General features: G+C 70.3%; 22 protein-coding genes. 10 read left to right on the top strand and 12 right to left on the bottom strand.

The genetic code is table 11. The features are described 5' to 3' along the window. Positions 1 to 333: inositol monophosphatase family protein (locus FPZ47_RS14180; RefSeq protein WP_282593866.1), on the top strand; the 333-nt coding region annotated here is incomplete at its 5' end. A 78-nt stretch (positions 334 to 411) separates the two neighbouring features. Here the strand turns inward: FPZ47_RS14180 and FPZ47_RS14175 are convergent. Then, on the bottom strand, positions 412 to 1,317 hold the full coding sequence (locus tag FPZ47_RS14175; protein WP_144952081.1) for a haloalkane dehalogenase: 906 nt from the start codon (positions 1,315 to 1,317) through the stop codon (positions 412 to 414). A gap of 206 nt (positions 1,318 to 1,523) precedes the next feature. Here FPZ47_RS14175 and FPZ47_RS14170 point away from each other — a divergent pair, with 206 nt between their 5' ends. Next, positions 1,524 to 2,342 carry a tyrosine-protein phosphatase gene (locus FPZ47_RS14170; protein WP_246133416.1) on the top strand — a complete coding sequence of 273 codons (819 nt, stop codon included), beginning with the start codon at positions 1,524 to 1,526 and terminating at the stop codon, positions 2,340 to 2,342. Between the two features lie 5 nt (positions 2,343 to 2,347). Here FPZ47_RS14170 and FPZ47_RS14165 read toward each other — a convergent pair whose 3' ends face one another. Together FPZ47_RS14165 and FPZ47_RS14160 are read right to left on the bottom strand one after the other, a co-directional pair. Further along, on the bottom strand, positions 2,348 to 3,547 hold the full coding sequence (locus FPZ47_RS14165) for a MalY/PatB family protein (protein ID WP_144952084.1): 1,200 nt from the start codon (positions 3,545 to 3,547) through the stop codon (positions 2,348 to 2,350). A gap of 9 nt (positions 3,548 to 3,556) precedes the next feature. Beyond that, positions 3,557 to 4,651 carry an NAD(P)H-dependent amine dehydrogenase family protein gene (locus tag FPZ47_RS14160; protein WP_144952085.1) on the bottom strand — a complete coding sequence of 365 codons (1,095 nt, stop codon included), beginning with the start codon at positions 4,649 to 4,651 and terminating at the stop codon, positions 3,557 to 3,559. 208 nt (positions 4,652 to 4,859) lie between these two features. On the opposite strand from FPZ47_RS14160, the gene FPZ47_RS14155 reads away from it, so the two are divergent. Genes FPZ47_RS14155 through FPZ47_RS14145 form a run of 3 tightly spaced genes read left to right on the top strand, consistent with a single transcriptional unit; the run spans position 4,860 to position 7,910 of the window. Further along, positions 4,860 to 5,837: an LLM class flavin-dependent oxidoreductase gene (locus FPZ47_RS14155; RefSeq protein ID WP_144952087.1), complete on the top strand. Its 978-nt coding sequence runs from the start codon at positions 4,860 to 4,862 to the stop codon at positions 5,835 to 5,837. A 10-nt stretch (positions 5,838 to 5,847) separates the two neighbouring features. Beyond that, positions 5,848 to 6,927 carry an NAD(P)H-dependent amine dehydrogenase family protein gene (locus FPZ47_RS14150; RefSeq protein WP_144952089.1) on the top strand — a complete coding sequence of 360 codons (1,080 nt, stop codon included), beginning with the start codon at positions 5,848 to 5,850 and terminating at the stop codon, positions 6,925 to 6,927. Between the two features lie 8 nt (positions 6,928 to 6,935). Further along, on the top strand, positions 6,936 to 7,910 hold the full coding sequence (locus tag FPZ47_RS14145) for an LLM class flavin-dependent oxidoreductase (RefSeq protein WP_144952091.1): 975 nt from the start codon (positions 6,936 to 6,938) through the stop codon (positions 7,908 to 7,910). Positions 7,911 to 7,918: 8 nt separating this feature from the next. Here the strand turns inward: FPZ47_RS14145 and FPZ47_RS14140 are convergent, their stop codons facing one another. Then, on the bottom strand, positions 7,919 to 8,704 hold the full coding sequence (locus tag FPZ47_RS14140; RefSeq protein WP_144952093.1) for a spirocyclase AveC family protein: 786 nt from the start codon (positions 8,702 to 8,704) through the stop codon (positions 7,919 to 7,921). Between the two features lie 188 nt (positions 8,705 to 8,892). On the opposite strand from FPZ47_RS14140, the gene FPZ47_RS14135 reads away from it, so the two are divergent. Next, positions 8,893 to 9,537, top strand: a complete 645-nt coding sequence (locus FPZ47_RS14135) for a TetR/AcrR family transcriptional regulator (RefSeq protein ID WP_144952095.1) — start codon at positions 8,893 to 8,895, stop codon at positions 9,535 to 9,537. A gap of 17 nt (positions 9,538 to 9,554) precedes the next feature. After that, positions 9,555 to 10,757 (top strand): cytochrome P450, encoded by a 1,203-nt coding sequence (locus FPZ47_RS14130; protein WP_144952097.1) that lies wholly within the window; start codon positions 9,555 to 9,557, stop codon positions 10,755 to 10,757. Here FPZ47_RS14130 and FPZ47_RS14125 read toward each other — a convergent pair. Genes FPZ47_RS14125 through FPZ47_RS14095 form a run of 7 tightly spaced genes read right to left on the bottom strand, consistent with a single transcriptional unit; the run spans position 10,754 to position 16,418 of the window. Beyond that, a complete protein-coding gene (locus tag FPZ47_RS14125) occupies positions 10,754 to 11,743 on the bottom strand; it encodes an alpha/beta fold hydrolase (RefSeq protein ID WP_144952099.1) in 990 nt (329 codons plus the stop codon). The two genes, FPZ47_RS14130 and FPZ47_RS14125, sit on opposite strands and share 4 nt — an antisense overlap. 36 nt (positions 11,744 to 11,779) lie before the next feature. Further along, a complete protein-coding gene (locus FPZ47_RS14120; RefSeq protein ID WP_144952101.1) occupies positions 11,780 to 12,301 on the bottom strand; it encodes a lipoprotein LpqH in 522 nt (173 codons plus the stop codon). 60 nt (positions 12,302 to 12,361) lie between these two features. Continuing rightward, positions 12,362 to 13,093 (bottom strand): hypothetical protein, encoded by a 732-nt coding sequence (locus FPZ47_RS14115; protein ID WP_144952103.1) that lies wholly within the window; start codon positions 13,091 to 13,093, stop codon positions 12,362 to 12,364. Next, entirely contained in the window at positions 13,090 to 13,956 is an 867-nt protein-coding gene (locus tag FPZ47_RS14110) for a TIGR03619 family F420-dependent LLM class oxidoreductase (RefSeq protein WP_144952105.1), read from the bottom strand. Before FPZ47_RS14110 ends, FPZ47_RS14115 begins: the two co-directional genes overlap by 4 nt. Continuing rightward, positions 13,953 to 14,735, bottom strand: coding sequence for an SDR family NAD(P)-dependent oxidoreductase (locus FPZ47_RS14105; protein WP_144952107.1), 783 nt, complete (start codon positions 14,733 to 14,735; stop codon positions 13,953 to 13,955). Before FPZ47_RS14105 ends, FPZ47_RS14110 begins: the two co-directional genes overlap by 4 nt. After that, a complete protein-coding gene (locus FPZ47_RS14100) occupies positions 14,719 to 15,543 on the bottom strand; it encodes an alpha/beta hydrolase (protein WP_144952109.1) in 825 nt (274 codons plus the stop codon). The genes FPZ47_RS14105 and FPZ47_RS14100 overlap by 17 nt, the downstream gene beginning before the upstream one ends. A 26-nt stretch (positions 15,544 to 15,569) precedes the next feature. After that, positions 15,570 to 16,418, bottom strand: a complete 849-nt coding sequence (locus FPZ47_RS14095; RefSeq protein ID WP_144952111.1) for a sulfurtransferase — start codon at positions 16,416 to 16,418, stop codon at positions 15,570 to 15,572. A gap of 150 nt (positions 16,419 to 16,568) precedes the next feature. On the opposite strand from FPZ47_RS14095, the gene FPZ47_RS14090 reads away from it, so the two are divergent. The 3 genes from FPZ47_RS14090 (at position 16,569) to FPZ47_RS14080 (ending at position 18,268) form a co-directional block, all read left to right on the top strand. Further along, entirely contained in the window at positions 16,569 to 16,973 is a 405-nt protein-coding gene (locus tag FPZ47_RS14090; protein WP_425461793.1) for a hypothetical protein, read from the top strand. Next, a complete protein-coding gene (locus FPZ47_RS14085) occupies positions 16,957 to 17,667 on the top strand; it encodes a TetR/AcrR family transcriptional regulator (protein ID WP_144952114.1) in 711 nt (236 codons plus the stop codon). The genes FPZ47_RS14090 and FPZ47_RS14085 overlap by 17 nt, the downstream gene beginning before the upstream one ends. 121 nt (positions 17,668 to 17,788) lie before the next feature. Next, on the top strand, positions 17,789 to 18,268 hold the full coding sequence (locus tag FPZ47_RS14080; protein ID WP_144952115.1) for an MPT63 family protein: 480 nt from the start codon (positions 17,789 to 17,791) through the stop codon (positions 18,266 to 18,268). Positions 18,269 to 18,323: 55 nt separating this feature from the next. Here the strand turns inward: FPZ47_RS14080 and FPZ47_RS14075 are convergent, their stop codons facing one another. Next, positions 18,324 to 19,469 (bottom strand): glycosyltransferase, encoded by a 1,146-nt coding sequence (locus FPZ47_RS14075; RefSeq protein ID WP_144952116.1) that lies wholly within the window; start codon positions 19,467 to 19,469, stop codon positions 18,324 to 18,326. Positions 19,470 to 19,479: the final 10 nt, after the last annotated feature.

The raw sequence follows: 19,479 nt of genomic DNA, 5'->3' as shown, positions 1-19,479 counted from the left end.
ACCTACCAGCCGCGCATCGTGGTCTCGCGCACCCGCCCGCCCGCCATCGCGCTGGCCGTCCGCGACGCACTGGACGGTGTCCTGGTGGAAATGGGTTCCGCCGGAGCCAAGGTGGCCTCGATCGTGCAGGGTCTGTCCGACGTGTACGTGCACGCCGGGGGCCAGTTCGAATGGGACTCGGCCGCCCCGGTGGCGGTGGCCCGCGCGGCCGGCCTGCACACGTCCCGCATCGACGGGTCGGCGCTGGCCTACAACCAGCCGGACCCCAAGCTGCCGGACCTGGTGGTGTGCCGCCCCGAGCTGGCCGCGGCCGTACTGGCCGTCACCGGCTGACGCGCCCTCGTCCGCGGTCACCAAACCGATTGCGAGCAGGCGGTATTGCAGCCGTTTGCGCAACGCGCTGACGTCTCCTCAGTGGATCGCCTGTTGCCAGGACAGGACGCGCTCGGCCAGTTCCGGTCCGCTGTCCTCCTGGATGAAATGGCTGGCGTTGATGCGGGCGTGGGGCTGGCCCGCGGCGCCGGGAATGTGGTTGATCAGGGGGCGGTCGGCACGCCCCAGGATCGGGTCGCGGGATCCGAACACGGCGAGGAAGGGCTTCTCCCAGCGGCCCAGCGCATCCCAGGCGGCACGGTTGGCCGGAACGGCGGGATCGTCGGGCGAGGTCGGCACCAACTGGGGGAACGCCCGGGCCCCGGCCTGATACGCCTTATCGGGGAAGGGTGCGTCGTAGCCCGCCCGCACCTTGGCAGGAACCCGGCGGACGGTGCCCACGCCCACCAGGCGGCCGGCGGGCAGCACGGGGGAGTAGCGCGCGAAGGCGCGCCACGCGTAGAAGGCGGGAGCGGTGCCCTGCCGGGCCGTGGGAAGAAATCCGTTCGCCACCACCAGCCGCGCGATCCGGTCACCGTGCTCGGCGGCGATGCGCAACCCGATCAGCGAACCCCAGTCCTGCACGAACAGCGTGACGTCCCTCAGGTTGAGCAGCTCGAACCACGAGGTCACCCACTCGACGTGGCGCAGGTAGGTGTAGTCCTCGACCCGGCTGGGCTTGTCGGAACGGCCGAAACCGATCAGGTCGGGCGCGAGCACCCGGTACCCCGCCTCGGTCAGCGGCGGGATCATTGTCCGATACAGGTAGCTCCAGGTGGGCTCGCCGTGCAGCAGCACGATCGGCGGCCCCTCGACGGGGCCTTCGTCGAGGTAGTGCATCCGCAGCGGCCGGGTGTCGCGCGCCGTCACGTCGAGGTAGTTCGCTACGAACGGATAGCCCTCCAGGTTTTCGAATCGCGAGTCGGGGGTTCGCAGCACATGCATATTCAGCACCTCCGGGGGGCGGACACCATTGCAAGCCTCTCCCCGCGACGCGAATTCGTCCAGTAGAAGTTTTTCGCCGGCGCTCTCATCGGCCGGCGGAAAGGCTTTGACGGGGCCGTCAAAACTCGACACCGCCCGTTCACGTCAACTGTCTATGCAGATGAGAACGACGGTGCCGATCGGCGCTTTACTAGGATGCGAGCAACATGGACGACACGGATCTCTCGAATAGGCCGGCCGCGATGACCGCCGACGTGTCCGGCGCGTGGAACTGCCGGGATGTCGCGCTGGCGACGGGGATACGTCCCGGCCGTTTCTTCCGGTCCAGCGAGCTGAGCGCGCTGGACGCCGCCGGCCGCGCGGCGCTGGGGCGCCTCGGGGTCACCGATGTGGCCGACCTGCGGTCGATCACCGAGGTGGAGCGCCACGGCGGCAGTGCCGTGCCCGAGGGTGTCGTGGTGCATCGGCTCGCGTTCGACGGCGAGCACGCCGCACCGCACGAACAGGCTTTCGAGCGGATGCTCACCGACAAGCCCGACGACGAGGAGCCGGTCGCGGCCGCACGCCGGTTCATGATCGAGGAGTACGAACGGTTTTCGGCCCTGCCCGGCACCCGCGCGGCGGTGGGGCAGGTCATCCGGATGATCGGCGACACGCGATCGGTCCTGGTCAGCTGCTTCGCCGGCAAGGACCGCACCGGTCTGGCCGTCGCCGTCGTGCTGGAAGCCGTCGGGGTGGACGACGACCTGATCAAAGCCGATTTCCTGGCCAGCAACGACTCGGTTCCGATGTTGCGCGAACGCATCCTGCGCACCGTCGAGGCGCGCAGCGACAGCGTGACTCCCGAGATCCTCGACTACGTGCGGGGCCGGCTGCCCGACCAGGTGCTCGGTGTGCGTGAGGAATACCTCGCGGCCGCCCGCAAGACCATCGACGACCGGTACGGCTCGCTGCGCGGGTTCCTCGACGCCGCCGGCGTCGACGACGGCGCGGTGCGGCGCGCGCGGACCGCGCTGGTTGGCTGACGCGGCTACCGCGAATCGCGCCGCGCCCGGCCCATCCGCGACACCGCCTCGACGAGGATCGCTTGCGAGGTGGCGAAGTTCAACCGCACGTGCCCGGTGCCGCCGGTCCCGAAGACGTGGCCGGAACTGAGCGCGACGCGGGCGTGGTCGAGAAACCAGCGGGCCGGCCCGGCCAGGTCGGCCACCACCGCGAGGCCGTCGCCGATCTCCTCGGGGCAGCCGAGTTGCCGGCAATCCAGCCAGGCGAGATAAGTGCCCTGCGGCGGTGCATATCTCACCGCGGGCAGGTGCTCGGCGACGAGGTCAGCGAGCAACCGCCGGTTGTCGTCCAGTCCGCGCAGCAGCCTGTCGAGCCAGTCGGCTGCGCTCCGGAACGCTTCGGTGTGCGCGATGACGCCGAGGTGGCTGGGCCCGTGGCTGACCTCTTCGGGCATCCGGCGCAGGTCCGCCGCGGCCTGCGGGCCGGCGATCGCCAGGGCCGCCTTGAGCCCCGAGAGGCTCCACGCCTTGGAGGCCGACATCAGGGCGAACGCGTCCTCGGCACCGGGGACGGAAAGATACGGGACGAAACGCGCCCCCGGCAGGATCACCGGGGCGTGGATCTCGTCGGAGACCACCCGGACGCCGAACCGACGGGCGAGCTCGGCCACCCCGCGCAATTCGTCGACGGTGTGTACGGTTCCGGTCGGGTTGTGCGGGTTGCACAACAGGTAGGCGACTTTGCCGCCCGACGCCCCCGCCCGCGCGAAGGCCTCGGCCAGCGCGTCCAGGTCGAGGCGGCCGTCGGCGCCCAGCGGCGCTTCCACGACGCGGCGGCCGTCGTGCGCGACGAACGCGAAGAACGGGGCGTAGACCGGCGGGTTGACGACGACGGCGTCCCCGCGGTCGGTGACCAGCCGCAGCACTTCGACGGCACCGAGCATGACGTCCGGGACCAGTGCGGTGCGGGCGACCGCCAGGTCGTGCCATTGCCAACGGCGGGAAGCGAATTCGCTGACCGCCTCGGCGAAAGCGGTGCCGCACGGGTAGCCGGTGTCGCCGTCGTCGATGGCCGCGCGCAGCGCGTCGGCCACCGTCGGGGCCAGCCGCACGTCCATCTCGGCCACCCACAGGGGCAGCACGTCGGCCGGATGCGTGCGCCACTTCATGCTGGTGCGCCGCTGCAGCCGGGCGAGCGTGAGTTCTTCGAGCGGGTTGGACGTCACTCCCGCAGGTTAGGTGACGAGCGCGTGCTGCGGGATCGTCAACGGCAGATCCAGCGAACTGAGCAATCCCGGTTCTGCGGCAACGACATACGGGACGGCGTTGACGACGCGCATCGCGGTGGCGACCATCGCGCCGGCTCCGGAGGTCATGCCCGCGATCCCGGCCCTGCGGGGATCCTTCAGCGTCGCCGCCAGGGTGCAGTCGATGTCGGGGTCGCCGGTGATGACGATGCGGTAGGACAGGTCGCCGATCCCGGTCGGCCAGTCGGGGGCGACGTCGTGCGCCAGTCGCGTGACGTGTTCGATGACGATGGCCTCGCGGCCGTCGACCACCCCGATGGCCTGCATCCGCAGCGCGCCGCACGTTCCCGCCTCGACGGTGCCCATCGCGACGTTCAGGGTCCGGTGGGTGACCGCGCGGTCGAAACGCTCGCGCACCTCCTGCACCTCGCCGCCGAGCGCGTCGGCGATCAACCGGATCTGGCCCTGCCATTCGCCGGCGATCGCACCGGGAAAGCCGATCCAGGGTTGGTAGTCGAGCGGGCGCCCGAAGCCCAACGCGTCGCTCATGATGTCGGGGACGCCGTAGTCGTCGTACAGGCCGATCTCGAATGCGTGGATCTTCTCGATGGACGCCGACTGGGTGGACAGCACCAGCGGCAGGTAGTCGGCGGCGAAGCCCGGCTCGATCCCCGACGCGTACAGCGACGCCTGACCCTGTTTGGCCGCGGCGGCCAACTGGTCGTGCCACTCCGCGGGCTGATAGGCGTGCGGATTGACCAGGCGCGTGGTGCTGGTGGTGACGACGTTGATCCCGGCTTCGAGCAGCCTGGCGTAGTCGGGGATGGCCAGCGCGTCGCGTTCCGGGCCGCTGGCGGCATAGATCACGCAGTCGGGTTTCAGGGCGATCAGCGCGTCGGCGTCGTCGGTGGCTTTCAGGCCGATCGGCTCGCCGCCGGCGAGCTCCCCGGCGTCCCTGCCGACCTTGTCCTGCGAGTGCACCCACACACCGACCAGGTCCAGGTTGGGTCGCCGCCGGATGGCGTTGATGGCGATCGATCCGATGCCGCCCGTCGCCCACACCACCACCCGCTGAGCCGGCATCGTCGTCCTCCTCGGTCGCATGCGTGATGAAAGCTGAAGCGGCCGTTCTATTTACAAAGGCCGCTGCCCAACGTTCGATTCGGAAGCTAGCAGCCGCCGGTCCGCACGGTCAAGGGTTTAAGAGAGCAAGCACTATCCTAATGAACAAATCTTAGGTTAGTCTGCGGGGTGTGACGACGACGTCGCCCCGGCGCGGGAGCGGGCGCTGATGTTCACGCTCAGGTTCGACATGCGCGCCCCGGCGTGGGCCGGGCCGGCCGCCGATCTCTACGCCGCGGCGATCGAGATGTGCGCGTGGGCCGAAACCCGGGGTGCCCTGCTGGCCGTGCTCTCCGAGCACCACGGCGCCGAGGACGGGCATCTGCCCGCACCGCTGACACTGGCTGCGGCGATCGCGGCCAGGACCCGCGACCTGGCGATCCTGCTGGCCGCGGTGCCGATTCCGTTGTGGGATCCCGTGCGGCTCGCCGAGGAGATGAGCGTGCTGGACCTGATCAGTCGCGGACGGGTCTCCTACGCGTTCGGAGTCGGGCATCGACGCGAGGGATACGACCACTTCGGCATCGACATGACCACCCGCGGTCGGCTCGCCGACGAGACGCTGGCCGTGCTGGGCCCGCTGGTGCGCGGCGAGGCCGTGCAATACCGGGGTCGCACGGTGCGCGTCACCCCTCGATGTGCGTCGCCCGACGGGCCGATGGCGCTGATCGCCGGCGGCAGCAGGGCCGCGGCGCGGCGGGCCGGGCGTTACGGGCTGGGATTCATCTCCCAGACGGCCTCGCCCGGTCTGCAAGAGTATTACGAAGCGCAATGCCGTGCGCACGGGCACGAGCCCGGTATCGTTCAGTTCCCCGAACCAAGCGTTCCGACAGCAGTTTTCGTGGGCGACGACATCGACGCGGCGTGGCGGGAACTGGGGCCGCACCTGTTGCACGACGCGCGGACCGCGGCGTCCTACCGCACCCAAGACCACTCCGTTGCCAGTATCACCCGCGCCGACAGCGTGGCGGCGCTGCGCGAAGAAGGCGGCCCCTACCGCATCTTCACCTCGGACGAGGCGACCGACTACGTGCGCGGCGGCCACCCGCTGCCGCTGCACCCGCTGTGTGGCGGCATCGCCCCCGACCTCGCATGGCCGTATCTCGAACACGCCGCGGCGGCCGCCGCGCGGGCCAACGCCGAGTAAGGAGAATCCGTTGTCGTCAGACCCGCCGTTGCGCACCGTCGTGTGGTCCACCGGGGGAGTGGGGTCGATCGCGATCGACGCCATCAGCCGTCGGCCGGATCTGGAACTGGTTGGCGTGTGGGTACATTCGCCGGGCAAGGTCGGTAGGGATGCGGGCGAGTTGGCGGGTGGTGCACCGCTGGGGCTGCCGGCCACCGACGACGCCGACGCGCTGATCGCCTGCAAGCCCGACTGTGTGGTGTACGCGGCCAGCGGTCCGGAGCGGGACGGCGCCATGGTGCCCGACTACCTGCGGCTGCTCGAGGCCGGGATCAACGTCGTGTCGACGTCGTCGACGAGCCTGGTGCACCCGCCGTCGTACTTCGCCCCTGACTGGCGCGACCAACTCGCGGCGGCCGCCCGGGCCGGCGGGGCGTCGTTCTACGTCTCGGGCATCTTTCCGGGGTTCGCGTGCGACCAACTCGCGCTGCTGATGACGACGCAGTCGAAAAGCATCCGCACCATCACCGCCAGCGAGGTCGCCCTCAACGACCATTACCCGGTGGCCGACGTCATGACGGACGGGATGGGTTTCGGCCGCCCCCTGGATTTCGAACCGATGCTCTCCACGCCGGGTTTCATCGAAATGGCCTGGCAAGCGCCGATACACCTGATCGCCGCCGGACTTGGGGTCGAAGTGGAACGGGTCAACGGTTCCCTCGACCGCGAGTTGACGGACCGCGACATCGAGGTGGCGTTCGGCACCATCGGGGCGGGCACCTGCGGCGCCGTGCGCACCCGGGCCGCCGGGGTGGTCAACGGCCGCGAGGCCATCGTCATCGAGCACGTCATCCGGATGGCCCGCGACGTGGCACCCGACTGGCCGGCATCGGAGTTCGACGCGACCTACCGGGTCGACATCGAGGGCGACCCGGACATCCACTGCGCGATGACGCTGGGGGAGGCCGCGGGTCACGGCGCCGGCCGCGCCGCCATGGCCGCCACGGCGATGCGGGTGGTCAACGCGATCCCCTATGTCGTCGACGCGGCCCCGGGATTGCTAAGTTCACTCGATATCCCGGCCACGTTGCCCCGGCACGTATTCGTCTAGGAGTCGCCGTGTTCACCTTGCGCTTCGACATGCGCGCCCCGGCCTGGGGTGCGCCCGCCGCCGCGCTGTATGCCGCGGTGCCCGAGATGTGCGCCTGGGCCGAAGAGCACGGCGGCCTCGCCGCCGTGCTGTGTGAGCACCATGGCTCCGAGGACGGCTACCTGCCGTCGCCGATGATGCTGGCGCCGGCAATCGCCGCGCGCACAAAGCGATTGGCCATGAACCTGATCCTGATCCTGCCGTTCTACGAGCCCGTGCGGCTGGCCGAGGACATGGCCGTCCTCGACATCATCAGCGGCGGGCGGGCCTCCTACACGATGGCACTGGGCTACCGGCCCGAAGAGTTCGAACACTTCGGCCTCACCGTCGGCGAGCGCGGCCGGCTCGCCGATGAGAAGCTGCCGCTGCTGCGCCGGCTGCTCGCCGGGGAAACGGTCGTCGAGGACGGGCGCCGGATCACCGTGACACCCCAGCCGCTGACCGACGGAGGGCCGGCGATGCTGTGGGGCGGCGGCACGGTGGCCGCGGCGCGGCGCGCCGGCCGCTACGGCCTGGGCATGCTGGGCAACGCCAACGCGCCCGGCATGCAGGAGGCCTACGAGGCCGCGTGCCGCGAGCACGGTCACGAGCCCGGGCCGACGATGTTTCCCGGCCGCGACACCGCCTCGGTCGTGTTCGTCGCCGACGACGTCGACGCGGCGTGGAAGGAACTCGGCGAGCACCTGCTGCACGATGTGCGCATGTACGCCGCCTGGAATCCCGGGGACGAGACGACGGCGGGATTCACGCACGTGAACACCGTCGAGGAGTTGCGCGACGCGTCGGCCTCGCACGTGATCATCTCGGTGCCGGAGGCGATTTCGCGGGTCCGCGCGGGTCAGATGCTCAACCTCTCGCCGCTGTGCGGCGGGCTGCCGCCCGAGATCGCGTGGCCCTACCTCGAGCGGGTCGGCGAGGTCGTGCTGCCCGAGGCCAGCCGCTGACGCGGGGCTCATGTGGGTTGGTTGGGCACGCCCGGGAACAGCTGGCCCGTCGGGCCCGCGGTCACCCAACCGCCCAGCTTGGTCACCAGGTGCGGCGCGAAAACCGCGCCGTAGAGGACGTTTCCGATGACCACGACGGCGACGACGGACAGGACCGCCGAGCCGAGCCGGCTCGTCGAGCGCCTCGCGGCCCACATCTCGATGACGTTGCGCCCCCGGGCATCGGTGCGCCCCAGCAGGTAGGTGAACACCATCATCTGAATGGCCATTGCCAGGGCGTCGTAGAGCGGGTACTGATGCACCGTCCCCTCGCGGATGGCCAGTCCGGGAATCACGCGGCCGTAGTAGAACACGCCGAGTTTCGCGCCGAGGAACCCGTTGAAGAACAGCGCCCAGCAGAACCCGACAACCAGGCCCACCACCAACAGCGTTGGCGGCCTGCGCCATCCGAACCGAGCGCTCAGCCATCGACCCAGCGCCGTGCCCGTCACTGCGGGCAGCACGAAGTAGGAGATGTAGCCCACGGGAACGAACAACGGCAACCCGCCCCACGTCACGTTCAGCGGCCACCACGACGGCATGCGGGGGATGGCCGGCGGGAACTGCGCGTACATCGCCCAGTCGTAGGGCGCCTCGATCCAGGAGAACGACAGCGCCGAGATGCACAGCAGCAGCAGTGGGTGCAGGCCGCGCCGGCGAACGCTGAGGTACACCCCGAGCGCGGTGAACGCGATGCCCCCGACGAGCGCGAAGTCGCTGGCCGCCTGCATCACCGGCGTCATCTGCGCGCTCACCGCTTCCGCGCTTCCGGGTCGAAGCGCAGCACCAGCCCGAAGATCAGGGCGATCAGCCCGAACAGCGTGCCCAGCATGATGACGGCGCCCACGCCCGCACCCCTTTCGCCTCCGAGCCGATGGCTTAGAATAGTGCATGCTATCTTAACGGTCGTCAACCGGCGCGTGCGCTCCGAGGAGGAATCACCATGGCCCAGCGGGCTTCCGGGGAGCGCGCTCCCGCGACCCGTCGGCCCCGCGGCGCACCGCGCGGGCTGCTGCTCGACGCCGCCCGAAACCTGTTCGCCCGCCAGGACTATCGCGGCACCACGACGCGGGAAATCGCCCAGGCCGCCGGCGTCACCGAGCACCTGCTGTTCCGCCACTTCGGCTCCAAGGCGGCGCTGTTCCGTGAGGCCCTGGTCCTGCCCTTCACCGCCTTCGTCGACGAATTCGGCCGGACGTGGCAGTCGATCGTCCCCGAGGAGACCGACGAGGAGGAGCTGGCCGGGCTCTTCGTCGGCCGGCTCTACGACGTGTTCGTCGAACACCAGGGCCTGCTGCTGACGCTGATGGCGTCCGGGGCGCTCAGCGAGGAGGAAAAGGCCGACGCGGGCCTGGCCGAGGTCAGGCGGGCGCTCACGCTGCTCAGCCGGATCAGCGCCGAGGGCATGAACATGCGCGGGATGCGCTCGGAGCATCCGGACCTGCCGGCCCATTCGACGGTGGCGATGATCGCCGGCATGGCCGCCTTGCGTTCGACCTACTTCGGAACCGAGCCGCCGCCCAGAGCGGTGATCGTCGACGAACTCGTGCAGGCCACCCTGCACGGCTTCCTGCACCGGCACGAGTGAGTCAGCGAAGGGATGCGATGACAGAAACCAGCGCGGTCGGGTTGTACTACGACCCGTTCGACTCCGGCATCGACGACGACCCGTACCCCGTGTGGCAGCGCATGCGCGACGAGGCTCCGTTGTACTACAACGAGAGATACGGCTTCTACGCGCTCAGCCGCTACGAGGACGTGGCCCGCGAGCTGCCCAACTGGGAAACCTACCGCTCCGGGCGCGGCACCACCGCCGACATCCTGTTCGCCAACATCGAAGTGCCGCCGGGCATCCTGCTGTTCGAGGATCCCCCGCTGCACGATTTGCACCGGCGCCTGCTGTCGCGGGTGTTCACCCCCCGCAGGATGCTGGCCGTGGAGTCTTTGGTGCGCGGGTTCTGTGTGCGCGAGCTGGACCCGTTGATCGGCGCGGGCGGCTTCGACTTCGTCGCCGATCTCGGGGCGATGTTGCCGATGCGGACCATCGGATATCTGCTCGGCATTCCCGAAAAGGACCAGGCGAACATCCGCGATCGCAACGGGACCCTGATCGAGGCGGCCGGGGGCCGCAGGCTCGACGAGGTCAATCCGAGTGTGTTCGAGGACATGATCGTCATGTTCGCCGAGTACATCGACTGGCGGTCCGATCACCCCTCCGATGATCTGATGACCGAACTGCTGCGGGCCGAGATCGACGAGCCCGACGGCACGCGGCGCCCGCTGTCGCGCACCGAGGTGCTGTCCTACACCGCCATGATCGCCGGTGCCGGCAACGAGACCACCGCCCGGCTCATCGGATTCGCGGGGCAGCTGCTCGCAGAGCACCCGGAGCAGCGTCGCGAGCTCGTCGCCGACCCGACGCTGATCCCCGGGGCGGTGGAGGAGACGCTGCGCTACGAGCCGCCCTCGCCGGTGCAGGCCCGCTACGTCGCCCGCGACGCCGAGCACCACGGTCGCGTCGTGCCGGAGGGTTCGTTCATGTTGCTGCTCAACGGTTCCGCCAACCGGGACGAGCGGCAGTTCCCCGACCCGGACCGCTTCGACATCCACCGCCGGGGCGGCCACCTCAGCTTCGGTCAGGGCCTGCATTTCTGCCTCGGCTCGGCGCTGGCCCGGATGGAGGCCCGGGTGGCCCTGGAAGAGGTGCTCAAACGCTGGCCGGACTGGGACGTCGACTACGCCAACGCGCAGCGCGCACATACCGCCAGCGTGCGCGGGTGGGCGCGCCTGCCCGTCGTCACCGGTTAGACGGTGGTCTTGTCGATCAGCACCGCGCCGTCGGGCTCATCGCCGAGCGTCTGCAGCGGCAGGTCCACGCCCTGGGCGGTGAGCCGGACGATCTGGGCCAGTTGCCCGGGCGCGTCGCACTGCAGGTAGTGATCGGCGTGGGGAACCACCCAGTAGCGGTTGCGGCCCGGCTTGTTCTTCAGATACGCCTGCCAGACGTGGTTGGGCACGCGCAGGGGCGCGATGCTGTCGTGCAGCCCCCACGCCAGCGTGGTGTTGACGGGGCTGGTGGAAAGCGCTTCCAGCCAACCGGTTTCGTCGGCGGTGCGCTCGTGCAGGTACTTGATGGTGTCGGGCAGTACCCGAACCCCGTCGTTGTGGGCGAAACACTTGGCCAATGCGGCGATCTCGGGGTCCTCCAGGGTGCGCCGGGGCATGAAGGTGCCTGCCCCCATGCCCGTCGCCAGCATCTCCGGGGTGACCGCGGCTGCGGTGTCGCGCGCGGTCTCGGGGTCGAGCAGCGCGGTCTGGAACGAGGTGAGGTTGGAAAGCGGGAGGTAGATGTTGGCGTTGGTGAGGAACAGGTCGACGGGCGGCGCCGGCGGGTCCTGGTCCGCCAGCATGCCGACGGCGATCATGGCGACGCTGCTGCCGCGGTCGTGGGCGAGCATGCGGTACTCGGTCAGCCCCCACACCCGGGTGATCGCGTCGACGAGCAGGCGTGCGTCGTCGTACAGCGAGTACACGTAGGGCTCGGGTGGTTTGTCGGACAGCCCGTAGCCCGGGAAGTCCAGGACGTGGATGTCGAACTCCGCACTCAGCTCTTGTGACAGGGCGTAGTAGTCGATGCTCGACGTCGGGAAGCCGTGCACCAGCACCAGCGCGGGCGCACCGGGCGTTCCGCACCGGCGGCTGAACACCGACACCTCGGTTCCGTTGTTGGCCGCCGTGGTCGAGCGCCAACGAAGCTGCGTGCTGTCCTTCTGCCACTGCGCGAAGATGTCCAAGGTGCCAGCATCTCAGAGGCGACGGTGGTTGGACAACTACCCGTGCCCCCACGCCTGCGGGCAGGTCACGTGGATGCCGAATGTCACCTGGCGCGTGCCGCTTTGATCCGGTGTCGTCGCCTGACCCGTGCCCGTCACCGTGTAGCTCGTGCCGTCCTTGGTCGCCTGGACCTGGATCGGTGACTGCGGCGCCTGATACGGCAACTGGTAGCGGCCGTCGTCCGCCTTCAGTGAGATGGCGAAGGCGTCGACGCTCGGCGGCTTTTCGTCGGACAGGGTCAGCCGCACCGAGGACGAATCATCGTGAACGGCGATGCGTGTGGTGAGATCGCCCGACTCCGGGGGCGTCGCGCCGCGTTGCGCCGCCGTGGTGGTGCAGTCCACCGGCGCCATCATCGAGTGCGTGGTCCCGCCGATCATCACGGTGGTGGTGCTCACCGGAGCGGGACTGGGACCGGGGCCGGCGGCGTGGCGGTCGCCGCCGCTGCTGCAGGCGGCGAGGCTCGTCGCCACCACGGCCACGCCGATCCCGGCAACCGCGGGAACCCTCCGCCGCATCTGTCTTCCTCTGCTCGACTGCCAGGAGGACTATAAGGCCCCGCCGGGGCGCCCGCAGACTCACGGCCAGGCTTCCCACCCGATCATGGTTCGCAGCGGCCCGGCGAAGACGGGCCGCACGGCCGAGGATCGCCAGCGCTGTTCGACGAGCGGGGCCAGGGCGTCGGTGGTGGCCAGGGGGTCGCGGTCGAGGTAGACGACGGTGACGTACTGGGGTCCCGGGTGCCAGCCCCGTGGCAGGTGGCTCCAGCCGGTGCCGGTCCCGAACGTCCAGGCGCCGACGGTGCCGGGCGTGGCGAGCAGCGCCGGATGGTGTTCGGTGTGCAGCCATTGCAGCCACGCGTCGGGCCGGCCGCCGGTGGGTTCTTCGACGATCAGCACGACGCCGCGGTGCGGCCGGAAAGGCACGACCACGTCGGAGACGAGCGCGTGCGGGGCGGCATGCCATTGCAGGAGCCGCAGCCCGGCCAGCTGCAGTGACGGCCGGACCACGGGAAAACGGCCGTTCTCCCGCAGCGCGCGGCCCAGCGCGACGAAGTCGTCGAAGGTCTGCTCGACGGGGTCGCCGACCAGGTAGTGCACGACGTTGCCCAGCTCGCTCAGCGCCCCGCGCGCCGCCAGCCGGTGGCCCGGGTAGTCGCCGTCGGCGATCCAGCGCAACCCGTGCACGATCCCGGGAAGCTGGTATTGCTCGGGCATGTGGTCGAGCAGGTGCCAGCGCAGGTAGCTGCCGTCGTCGTCGGGCGGCGCGGCGGCGGTGAAGCTGAAAAACCCTGCCTTGACCCGGTTCACGGCGCACCCAGCTCGGCCAGCGCCTGCAGGGCGTCCAGGTAGTGCGCCAGCGAGCGATGGGCGAACACGGCGCTGACGATGGTGGCGCCGTGCGCGGCGGTCTCCCCGAGCAGCGCGCGGGTGCGTTCGGGCCCGCCGATCGGGTCCAGCAGCGCCGGCGGGGGCAGCACGACCTCGAACCCCGGGGGTAACTCGAAGCGGCGCAGCCAGTCTCGGGCCTGGTGCAGGCTCACGTTGAACGGCGCCCAGCCGTCGGCCAGGGTGACCGCCCGGCGCAGCGAGCGCAGCGTGCGCCCACCGATCCAGATCGGTACCCGCTCCTGCACCGCGCACGGGTCCACGACCACACCGTCGAACGCGTAGAACTCGCCGTGGTAGGCGGGTTCGGTGGTCGACAGTGCGGCCCGCAACGCGCGCAGCGCGTCGTCGGCGCGGGCCCCGCGGTCGGCGAAGGGCGCGCCGAGGAGGTCGAACTCCGCTTGCAGGCTGCCGACGCCCACGCCGAGGATGAGCCTGCCGTTGCTGATTTTGTCCAGCGTCCCGTAGCGCTTGGCGATCTCCAGGGGATGGTGGTATCCGAGGACCAACACGTTGGTGGCCAACCGGATTCGCCGCGTGTGTGCGGCGAGGTATCCGAACGTGGCCAGCGGGTCCCAGTACCGGGTGCCGCGGCGGCCCTTTTCGGCGGCGGGCAGGGCAATGTGCTCGCTGCAGGTGAGGTGGTGGTAGCCGAGGCGGTCCGCGGCTTCGGCGATGCGGGCCAGGTCGTCGATGGAGGCGTCGCTTTCCCAGTCACCGCTGATCCGGGGGAGCATGGTCACCACCGGTGTGGCCACCGACAGCCGCACGGGTTCGGTGCTCATCCCTGCAGGTACCCTCCGGCATCGACGGGGATCGATTGGCCCGTTATGGTTCTGCTCTCGTCGCCGGCCAGGAACAACGCCAGGTTGGCGACGTCCTTGGCCGAGGAGATATCATGCAGCGCAACGCTTTTGAGGATTCTCGCGCGCTGCGTCGCGAAGTCGACGCCCTGCTCGTCGGCGCTGCGCCGCACCCAGTTGCGCCACAGCTCGGTGTCGATGGAGCCGGGCACGATGCAGCTGCAGCGGATGCCATACGAGCCGACCTCGAGCGCGACCGATTTGGTGAACGCCCGCAGCGACGCCTTGGCGGTGACGTAGTGGCTCTTGCGCACGACGCCGGTGTAGCCGGCGGTGGAGGAGAAGTTCAGGATCACGCCGCTGCGGCGTTGCAGCATCGACTGGTTGAGCACTTCGCGGGTGCACAGCATCGCCGCGGTGACGTCGATGGCGATCGTGGCGTTCCAGTTCTCCAGAGTCTGCTCCCAGATCCAGCGGTCCTGCCCGGGCGCGGCGGCGTTGTTGCACAGGATGTCGACGTGCCCGAACTCCTCGACCGCCCGCGACACCATGGCCGCGACGTCGCGCTCGTCGGTCACGTCGGCGCGCATGGCGATCGCGCCGGGACCGGCCTCCTGCGCGGCGGCGCGGATCAGGTCCTCGCGGCGCGCCGCCAGCAGCACCCGGGCGCCCTCGCGGACGAACAGCGTGCCCAGCACCGGGCCCAGGCCGGTGCTCGCGCCGGTGACGATCGCGACCTTGCCGTCAAGCCGGCCTGTCATCGGGCTTTCCTTCCGGTCCGTGCGGCACGGCCTCCAGCCATGCGTGGATGCGTTCGGCCACGCCGGCCCAGGCCGGCTCGAGCATCATGTCATGGCCCATCCGGGGGAAGATCTCCGCTCGGGTGCCGTAGGCGGCCGCGGTCGCACGGGCTTCGGCCGGCGTGAAACACACGTCGTCCGCGGCGCCCAGCACCAACACCGGGGTCGAGACGAGTTGAGGCCGGGGCAGGTTCAGCCACAGCATGTCCACGATGTGCTTACCGACGTATTCCTCGTCGAGCCGGGCGGTGTAGCGCGCCACGTCGGCCTCGGCGGTGCACGCCGAGAAGAAGGTTTCGCGGGCCAGGCCGGGCGTCCCCCCGACGCTGCGCAACGACTTGGTGATGGCCAGGCTGCCCGCGGTGAGCCACGGGTGGCGCCGGAACCTGCGCAGCAGGAAGCCGGCGATCCCGCGCGGCGGTACCGAGGCGAGCAGCGCGGCGGCCGGCGCCGCGTGGGACTCCAGATACTTCTGCACGACGAACCCGCCCATGGAGTGCCCCACGACCACCGGTGGCCGGGGCAGCGTTTTGGCCACCGAGTCGATGTCATCCACGAAGTCGGCGATCGAACAGAACTGCATGGGCTTGGGCGCGTGGCTTTTTCCGTGGCCGCGCAGGCTCACGGCCAGCGACCGGTAACCCCGCTGCGCGAAGAAGTCCAGGAAATGCTCGTCCCAGCACCAGGCGCCGTGCCAGGCACCGTGCACGAACAGCACCGGCGCCCGCCGCGATTCGCGGCGGGGCCCCTTGTCGATCACCTCGAGCATCAGGCTGATCCTATTGGCGGGGAGGCCTATTCGGGACCGTGGCTGACGGCGCGGGTCGGATCCGAACTCCACTCCGACCACGACCCCGGATACAGCGCGGCCCGGCGGCCCGTCGCGGCGAGCGCCGCGATCGTGATCGTGGCGGTGATGCCCGAACCGCAATAGACGCCCACCTCGCCGTCGATGCCGCGGTCGGACAACAGTCGGCGCAGCGCCTCGTCGCCGAGGAACGTGCCGTCGGCCGACAGGACGTCGCCGCTGGGCAGGTTCTTTGCGCCCGGGATGTGACCGGCGACCGGGTCGAGCGGTTCGACGTCGCCGCGGAAACGTTCCGGCGCCCGCGCGTCCAGCAGGGTCACGCCCCCCAAGCCGGACTGCTCGGCGGTCAACGTGGGTTGGCGACCGGAATGCAGATCATCATGTGGCACAGTCACATTCCCGGCACGCGGGGCGACGTGGCCGCCGTCGAGGGGGTGTCCGGCCGACCGCCATGCGGCGAGCCCGCCGTCGAGGATGCGGACGTCGGCGAGCCCGGCCGCCGTCAGCACCCACCACGCCCGCGCGGAGCCCGCTCGATTCCAGTCGTCGTACACCACGACCGCGTCATCGTGCCGGACGCCCCACCGGCGCGCGGCCGCTTCCAGGTCGCGGCCCGATGGCAGGGGGTGTCGGCCGCGGCCGGTGACGGCGTGGTCGCTGAGTTCCTCTTCGAGGGACACATACACCGCGCCCGGCAGGTGACCCCGCCCGTAGGCCGCCCGGCCGTCGGGCTCGTCGAGTCGCCACCGCACGTCCAGGACGGTCAGCGGTTCGCCGGCCGCGATGAGGGCGGCGAGTTCGGTGACGGCGATCAGCACCCGGTCGCGTGCCTCCACGCGGTCACCTCCTCGTTGCCTCGGACAGAGCCTAGCGGCGCGCCGAGTAGACCAGTGGTCTGGCATACCGACCATTGGTCGGTTAGCATCGACGGCGATCCTGGAGGGAGAGCAGTGAGCACACCGGAGCAGTCGCGGATCCGCACCCGCATGTTCGCCCGCGTGCTGGGGCCCTGGTTCACCCTGGTGCCGACCACGGTCGCGGTGCGCGGCTCGGACATGCGCACGCTGTTCACCGAGTTTCAGGCAAACCCGATGTGGCCGTGGCTGTTCGGCGCGATCCTGGTGTTGTTCGGTCTGGTGGTCATCGCGTTCCACCAGTACTGGCGCGGCCCCGCGGCGATCATCGTCTCGACGCTGGGCTGGTTCCTGGCGATACGCGGGGTGCTGCTGCTGACCGTTCCCGGCGCCTACGACGCCGCCGGCAACGCCCTCTACGGCGCCGGGGCGACCGCGTTCATTTGGGCGTTGTTCCTCGGCCTGGGGGCGGCCGGCCTGTATCTGACCTACGTCGGCTGGAGGCCCGAGGATCGCGCGCGTGCCGCGGGTCGTTAAGCACCCCGACATCCGCCGGGCCGAGCTGCTCGACCGGGCGGCGGGGCTGTTCCTGCGGCGCGGATACGACAACGTCAGCCTCAACGGTCTGATCGCCGACGCCGGGGTCTCCAAAGGGGCGTTCTACCACTGGTTCCCGTCGAAGGATGCGCTGATCGCGGCGCTGGCCGAACGCAGCGCGCGGGCGGCTTTCGCCGCGGTCGAGGCCGCCGCGGGGTGCGCGGGCGACGCGCTGGCCCGGCTCAACTCCGTGCTACGGGCCGGTTTCGACGTCAAGATGCGCATGGGGGCACCGGAGCAACTGGCCGCGATGGCGTCGCTGCTGCGCCCGGACAACGCCCACCTGTACGCACGCATCCTGGCCGCCGACGAAGCGCTGTTCCTGCCGCTGCTGACGCGACTGGTCGCCGACGGGGTCGCGGTGGGCGTCTTCGACACCTTCGATCCCGAGGGGGCCGCCGACCTGATCTATGGCCTTGCCGCACGGACGAACTCGAAGGTGCTGGCCGTGCTGCAGGCCTGCGACGAGCCCGCGCGGGAGCGGGCGATCGACGCCCTGACAACCCGGTTCCGGCTGCACGGGCTGGCCGCGGACCGCATCCTGGGGCTGCCCGACGGAAGCGTGGCCACACTCTCGCGCGCCCAGGTCGCGGCGCTGGTCGCCGCGCCGCCCCGAAACCACGGACCGACTTAGGTCCCACGGTTGTCGGGCCGAACGGCTCTACCGGCACGACCACCCGGCGGACAGAATCAGGCTCCCGGAGTCGGCTGCCCGCCGACCATTTCGGTTGTTCGCACGAGTTGGGAGGACACCAGTGAAGGTCATCTCGCTGATAGTGACGGCGGTGGCGGCCACGGTCCTGGCGACGGCCGGAATCGTCGTTGCGCCCACCGTCGCGGCGGCTTATCCGATCGTCGGCAAGCTCGGCAGCGAGCTGACGATGACCGACACCGTCGGCCAGGTGGTGCTGGCCTACAAGGTCGGCGACCTGCAGCCCAGCACCGACGAGACGCCGGGATACATCCCGGCCGGCAAGCTGTGGGAGGCCACGGTCACCGTCCGGGCGATCCAGGGCAGCGTCACCCCGGCCATATCGCAGTTCAACGCCGTCGCCCCCAACGAGGCCGCCTACCGGGTGCTGTGGTTCGTCGCGAGCCCCACCAACATCAGCGGGGCCACGATCCCCGAAGGCGCACAATCGGCCGGCAAGATCCACTTCGACGTCACGGGCCCGGCGCCGAACACCGTCACGATGAACAACGGCATGGAGGATCTCCTCATCTGGGGGCCATAGTCGTTGGGGCGGAAGCGGTTTAACCAAACGGCGGCAATGACCGGCGCCGGGCACCCTAGGCGGTGCGTTCCGAGTCGCGGTCCCGGCCGGCCCCGCCGCGGGTGTCCAGCGATGCCAGCATGCCGGCCGCGGCCCGCTGCCAGGTGAAGTCCTCCGCGCGGCGCCGCGCGGAGCTGCGGCGGTGGAATTCGGGCCGACGGACGATGACGCCGACCGCGTGGGCGATGGCCCGGGGGTCGTTGTCGGCCAGGGCACCGCTGTCGGGGGTGACGATCTCGGTCAGTGCCGACGTGCGCGACACCACGGCCGGGGTGCCGCACGCCAGCGATTCCAGCGCGGCCAGGCCGAAGGTCTCGTGCGGGCCGGGCGCCAGCGTGACGTCGGCCGACGCCAGCAGCCCGGCGACGGTGTGCCGGTCGTTGACGAAGCCGGTGAAGTCGATCGGCAGCCGGGCGGCCTGCCGCTCGAGCCGGGCCCGCAACGGCCCCTCGCCCACGACCAACAGCCGGGCGTCGACGCCGGCGTGGTGCAAGGTGCCGAGCGCGTCGATGCTGCGGTCGACCCGCTTCTCCACCGACAGCCGGCCGCAGTGGACCAGCAGGATCTGCTGCGGCGCGGCCCAGCGCCGGCGCACCAGGTGCGAGTGGCGGCGCGGATGGAACGTCTGCAGGTCCACTCCCAGCGGGACGGTGACGGTGTTGGACGCGCCGATACGGTCGAACTCCTCGCGCGCGAAGCCCGTCGTGCACACCACGGTGTCGTAGTCTGCCGCGGTGCGCCTGTTGGCGAAGTCCGCGAACTTCTGGGCGGGGCGGCGCGGAAGTATCTGGCCCACAAGGCGATCCAGGCGCTCGTGGGAGATCATCACCGTCCTGGCGCCGTGGACGCGGCCCCAGCGGCCCAGGGGCCGCAGCGTGAGCCGGTCGGACACCTCCAGCGCGTCGGGTTCCAGGGCCTCCAGCAAGGCCTTGACGGGGCCCGGCAGCACCGCGCGGTAGCCACCGGTCAGCGGAATCAGCCTGGCGGGCAGAGTTATTCGTATCACGCCCGTCGGCAGCAGGGTCCGCTCGGCGGACGAGCCCGGGACGATCAGGAAGACCTCGTGCCCGTTCGCGCAATACTCCGCGCCCAGCCGGTCCACCGCGGTGCGCAGGCCACCGGACCGAGGGCCGTAGAAGTTGGCGACCTGGACAACACGCATATCGTGAGGA

Source organism: Mycobacterium helveticum (assembly GCF_007714205.1).
In the GTDB taxonomy this organism is placed as follows: domain Bacteria; phylum Actinomycetota; class Actinomycetes; order Mycobacteriales; family Mycobacteriaceae; genus Mycobacterium; species Mycobacterium helveticum.
Note: the sequence above shows the minus strand (reverse complement) of the source record. Positions and strands in the feature narration are given on the sequence as shown.

What these genes read in the sequence shown, in the direction of transcription:
- FPZ47_RS14100 (WP_144952109.1), bottom strand. Translation starts at nt 15,543, where the DNA reads ATGCTCGAGGTGATCGACAAGGGGCCCCGCCGCGAATCGCGGCGGGCG.
- FPZ47_RS14090 (WP_425461793.1), top strand. Translation starts at nt 16,569, where the DNA reads ATGTTCGCCCGCGTGCTGGGGCCCTGGTTCACCCTGGTGCCGACCACG.
- FPZ47_RS14135 (WP_144952095.1), top strand. Translation starts at nt 8,893, where the DNA reads ATGGCCCAGCGGGCTTCCGGGGAGCGCGCTCCCGCGACCCGTCGGCCC.
- FPZ47_RS14170 (WP_246133416.1), top strand. Translation starts at nt 1,524, where the DNA reads ATGGACGACACGGATCTCTCGAATAGGCCGGCCGCGATGACCGCCGAC.
- FPZ47_RS14120 (WP_144952101.1), bottom strand. Translation starts at nt 12,301, where the DNA reads ATGCGGCGGAGGGTTCCCGCGGTTGCCGGGATCGGCGTGGCCGTGGTG.
- FPZ47_RS14175 (WP_144952081.1), bottom strand. Translation starts at nt 1,317, where the DNA reads ATGCATGTGCTGCGAACCCCCGACTCGCGATTCGAAAACCTGGAGGGC.
- FPZ47_RS14110 (WP_144952105.1), bottom strand. Translation starts at nt 13,956, where the DNA reads ATGAGCACCGAACCCGTGCGGCTGTCGGTGGCCACACCGGTGGTGACC.
- FPZ47_RS14105 (WP_144952107.1), bottom strand. Translation starts at nt 14,735, where the DNA reads ATGACAGGCCGGCTTGACGGCAAGGTCGCGATCGTCACCGGCGCGAGC.
- FPZ47_RS14130 (WP_144952097.1), top strand. Translation starts at nt 9,555, where the DNA reads ATGACAGAAACCAGCGCGGTCGGGTTGTACTACGACCCGTTCGACTCC.
- FPZ47_RS14075 (WP_144952116.1), bottom strand. Translation starts at nt 19,469, where the DNA reads ATGCGTGTTGTCCAGGTCGCCAACTTCTACGGCCCTCGGTCCGGTGGC.
- FPZ47_RS14155 (WP_144952087.1), top strand. Translation starts at nt 4,860, where the DNA reads ATGTTCACGCTCAGGTTCGACATGCGCGCCCCGGCGTGGGCCGGGCCG.
- FPZ47_RS14160 (WP_144952085.1), bottom strand. Translation starts at nt 4,651, where the DNA reads ATGCCGGCTCAGCGGGTGGTGGTGTGGGCGACGGGCGGCATCGGATCG.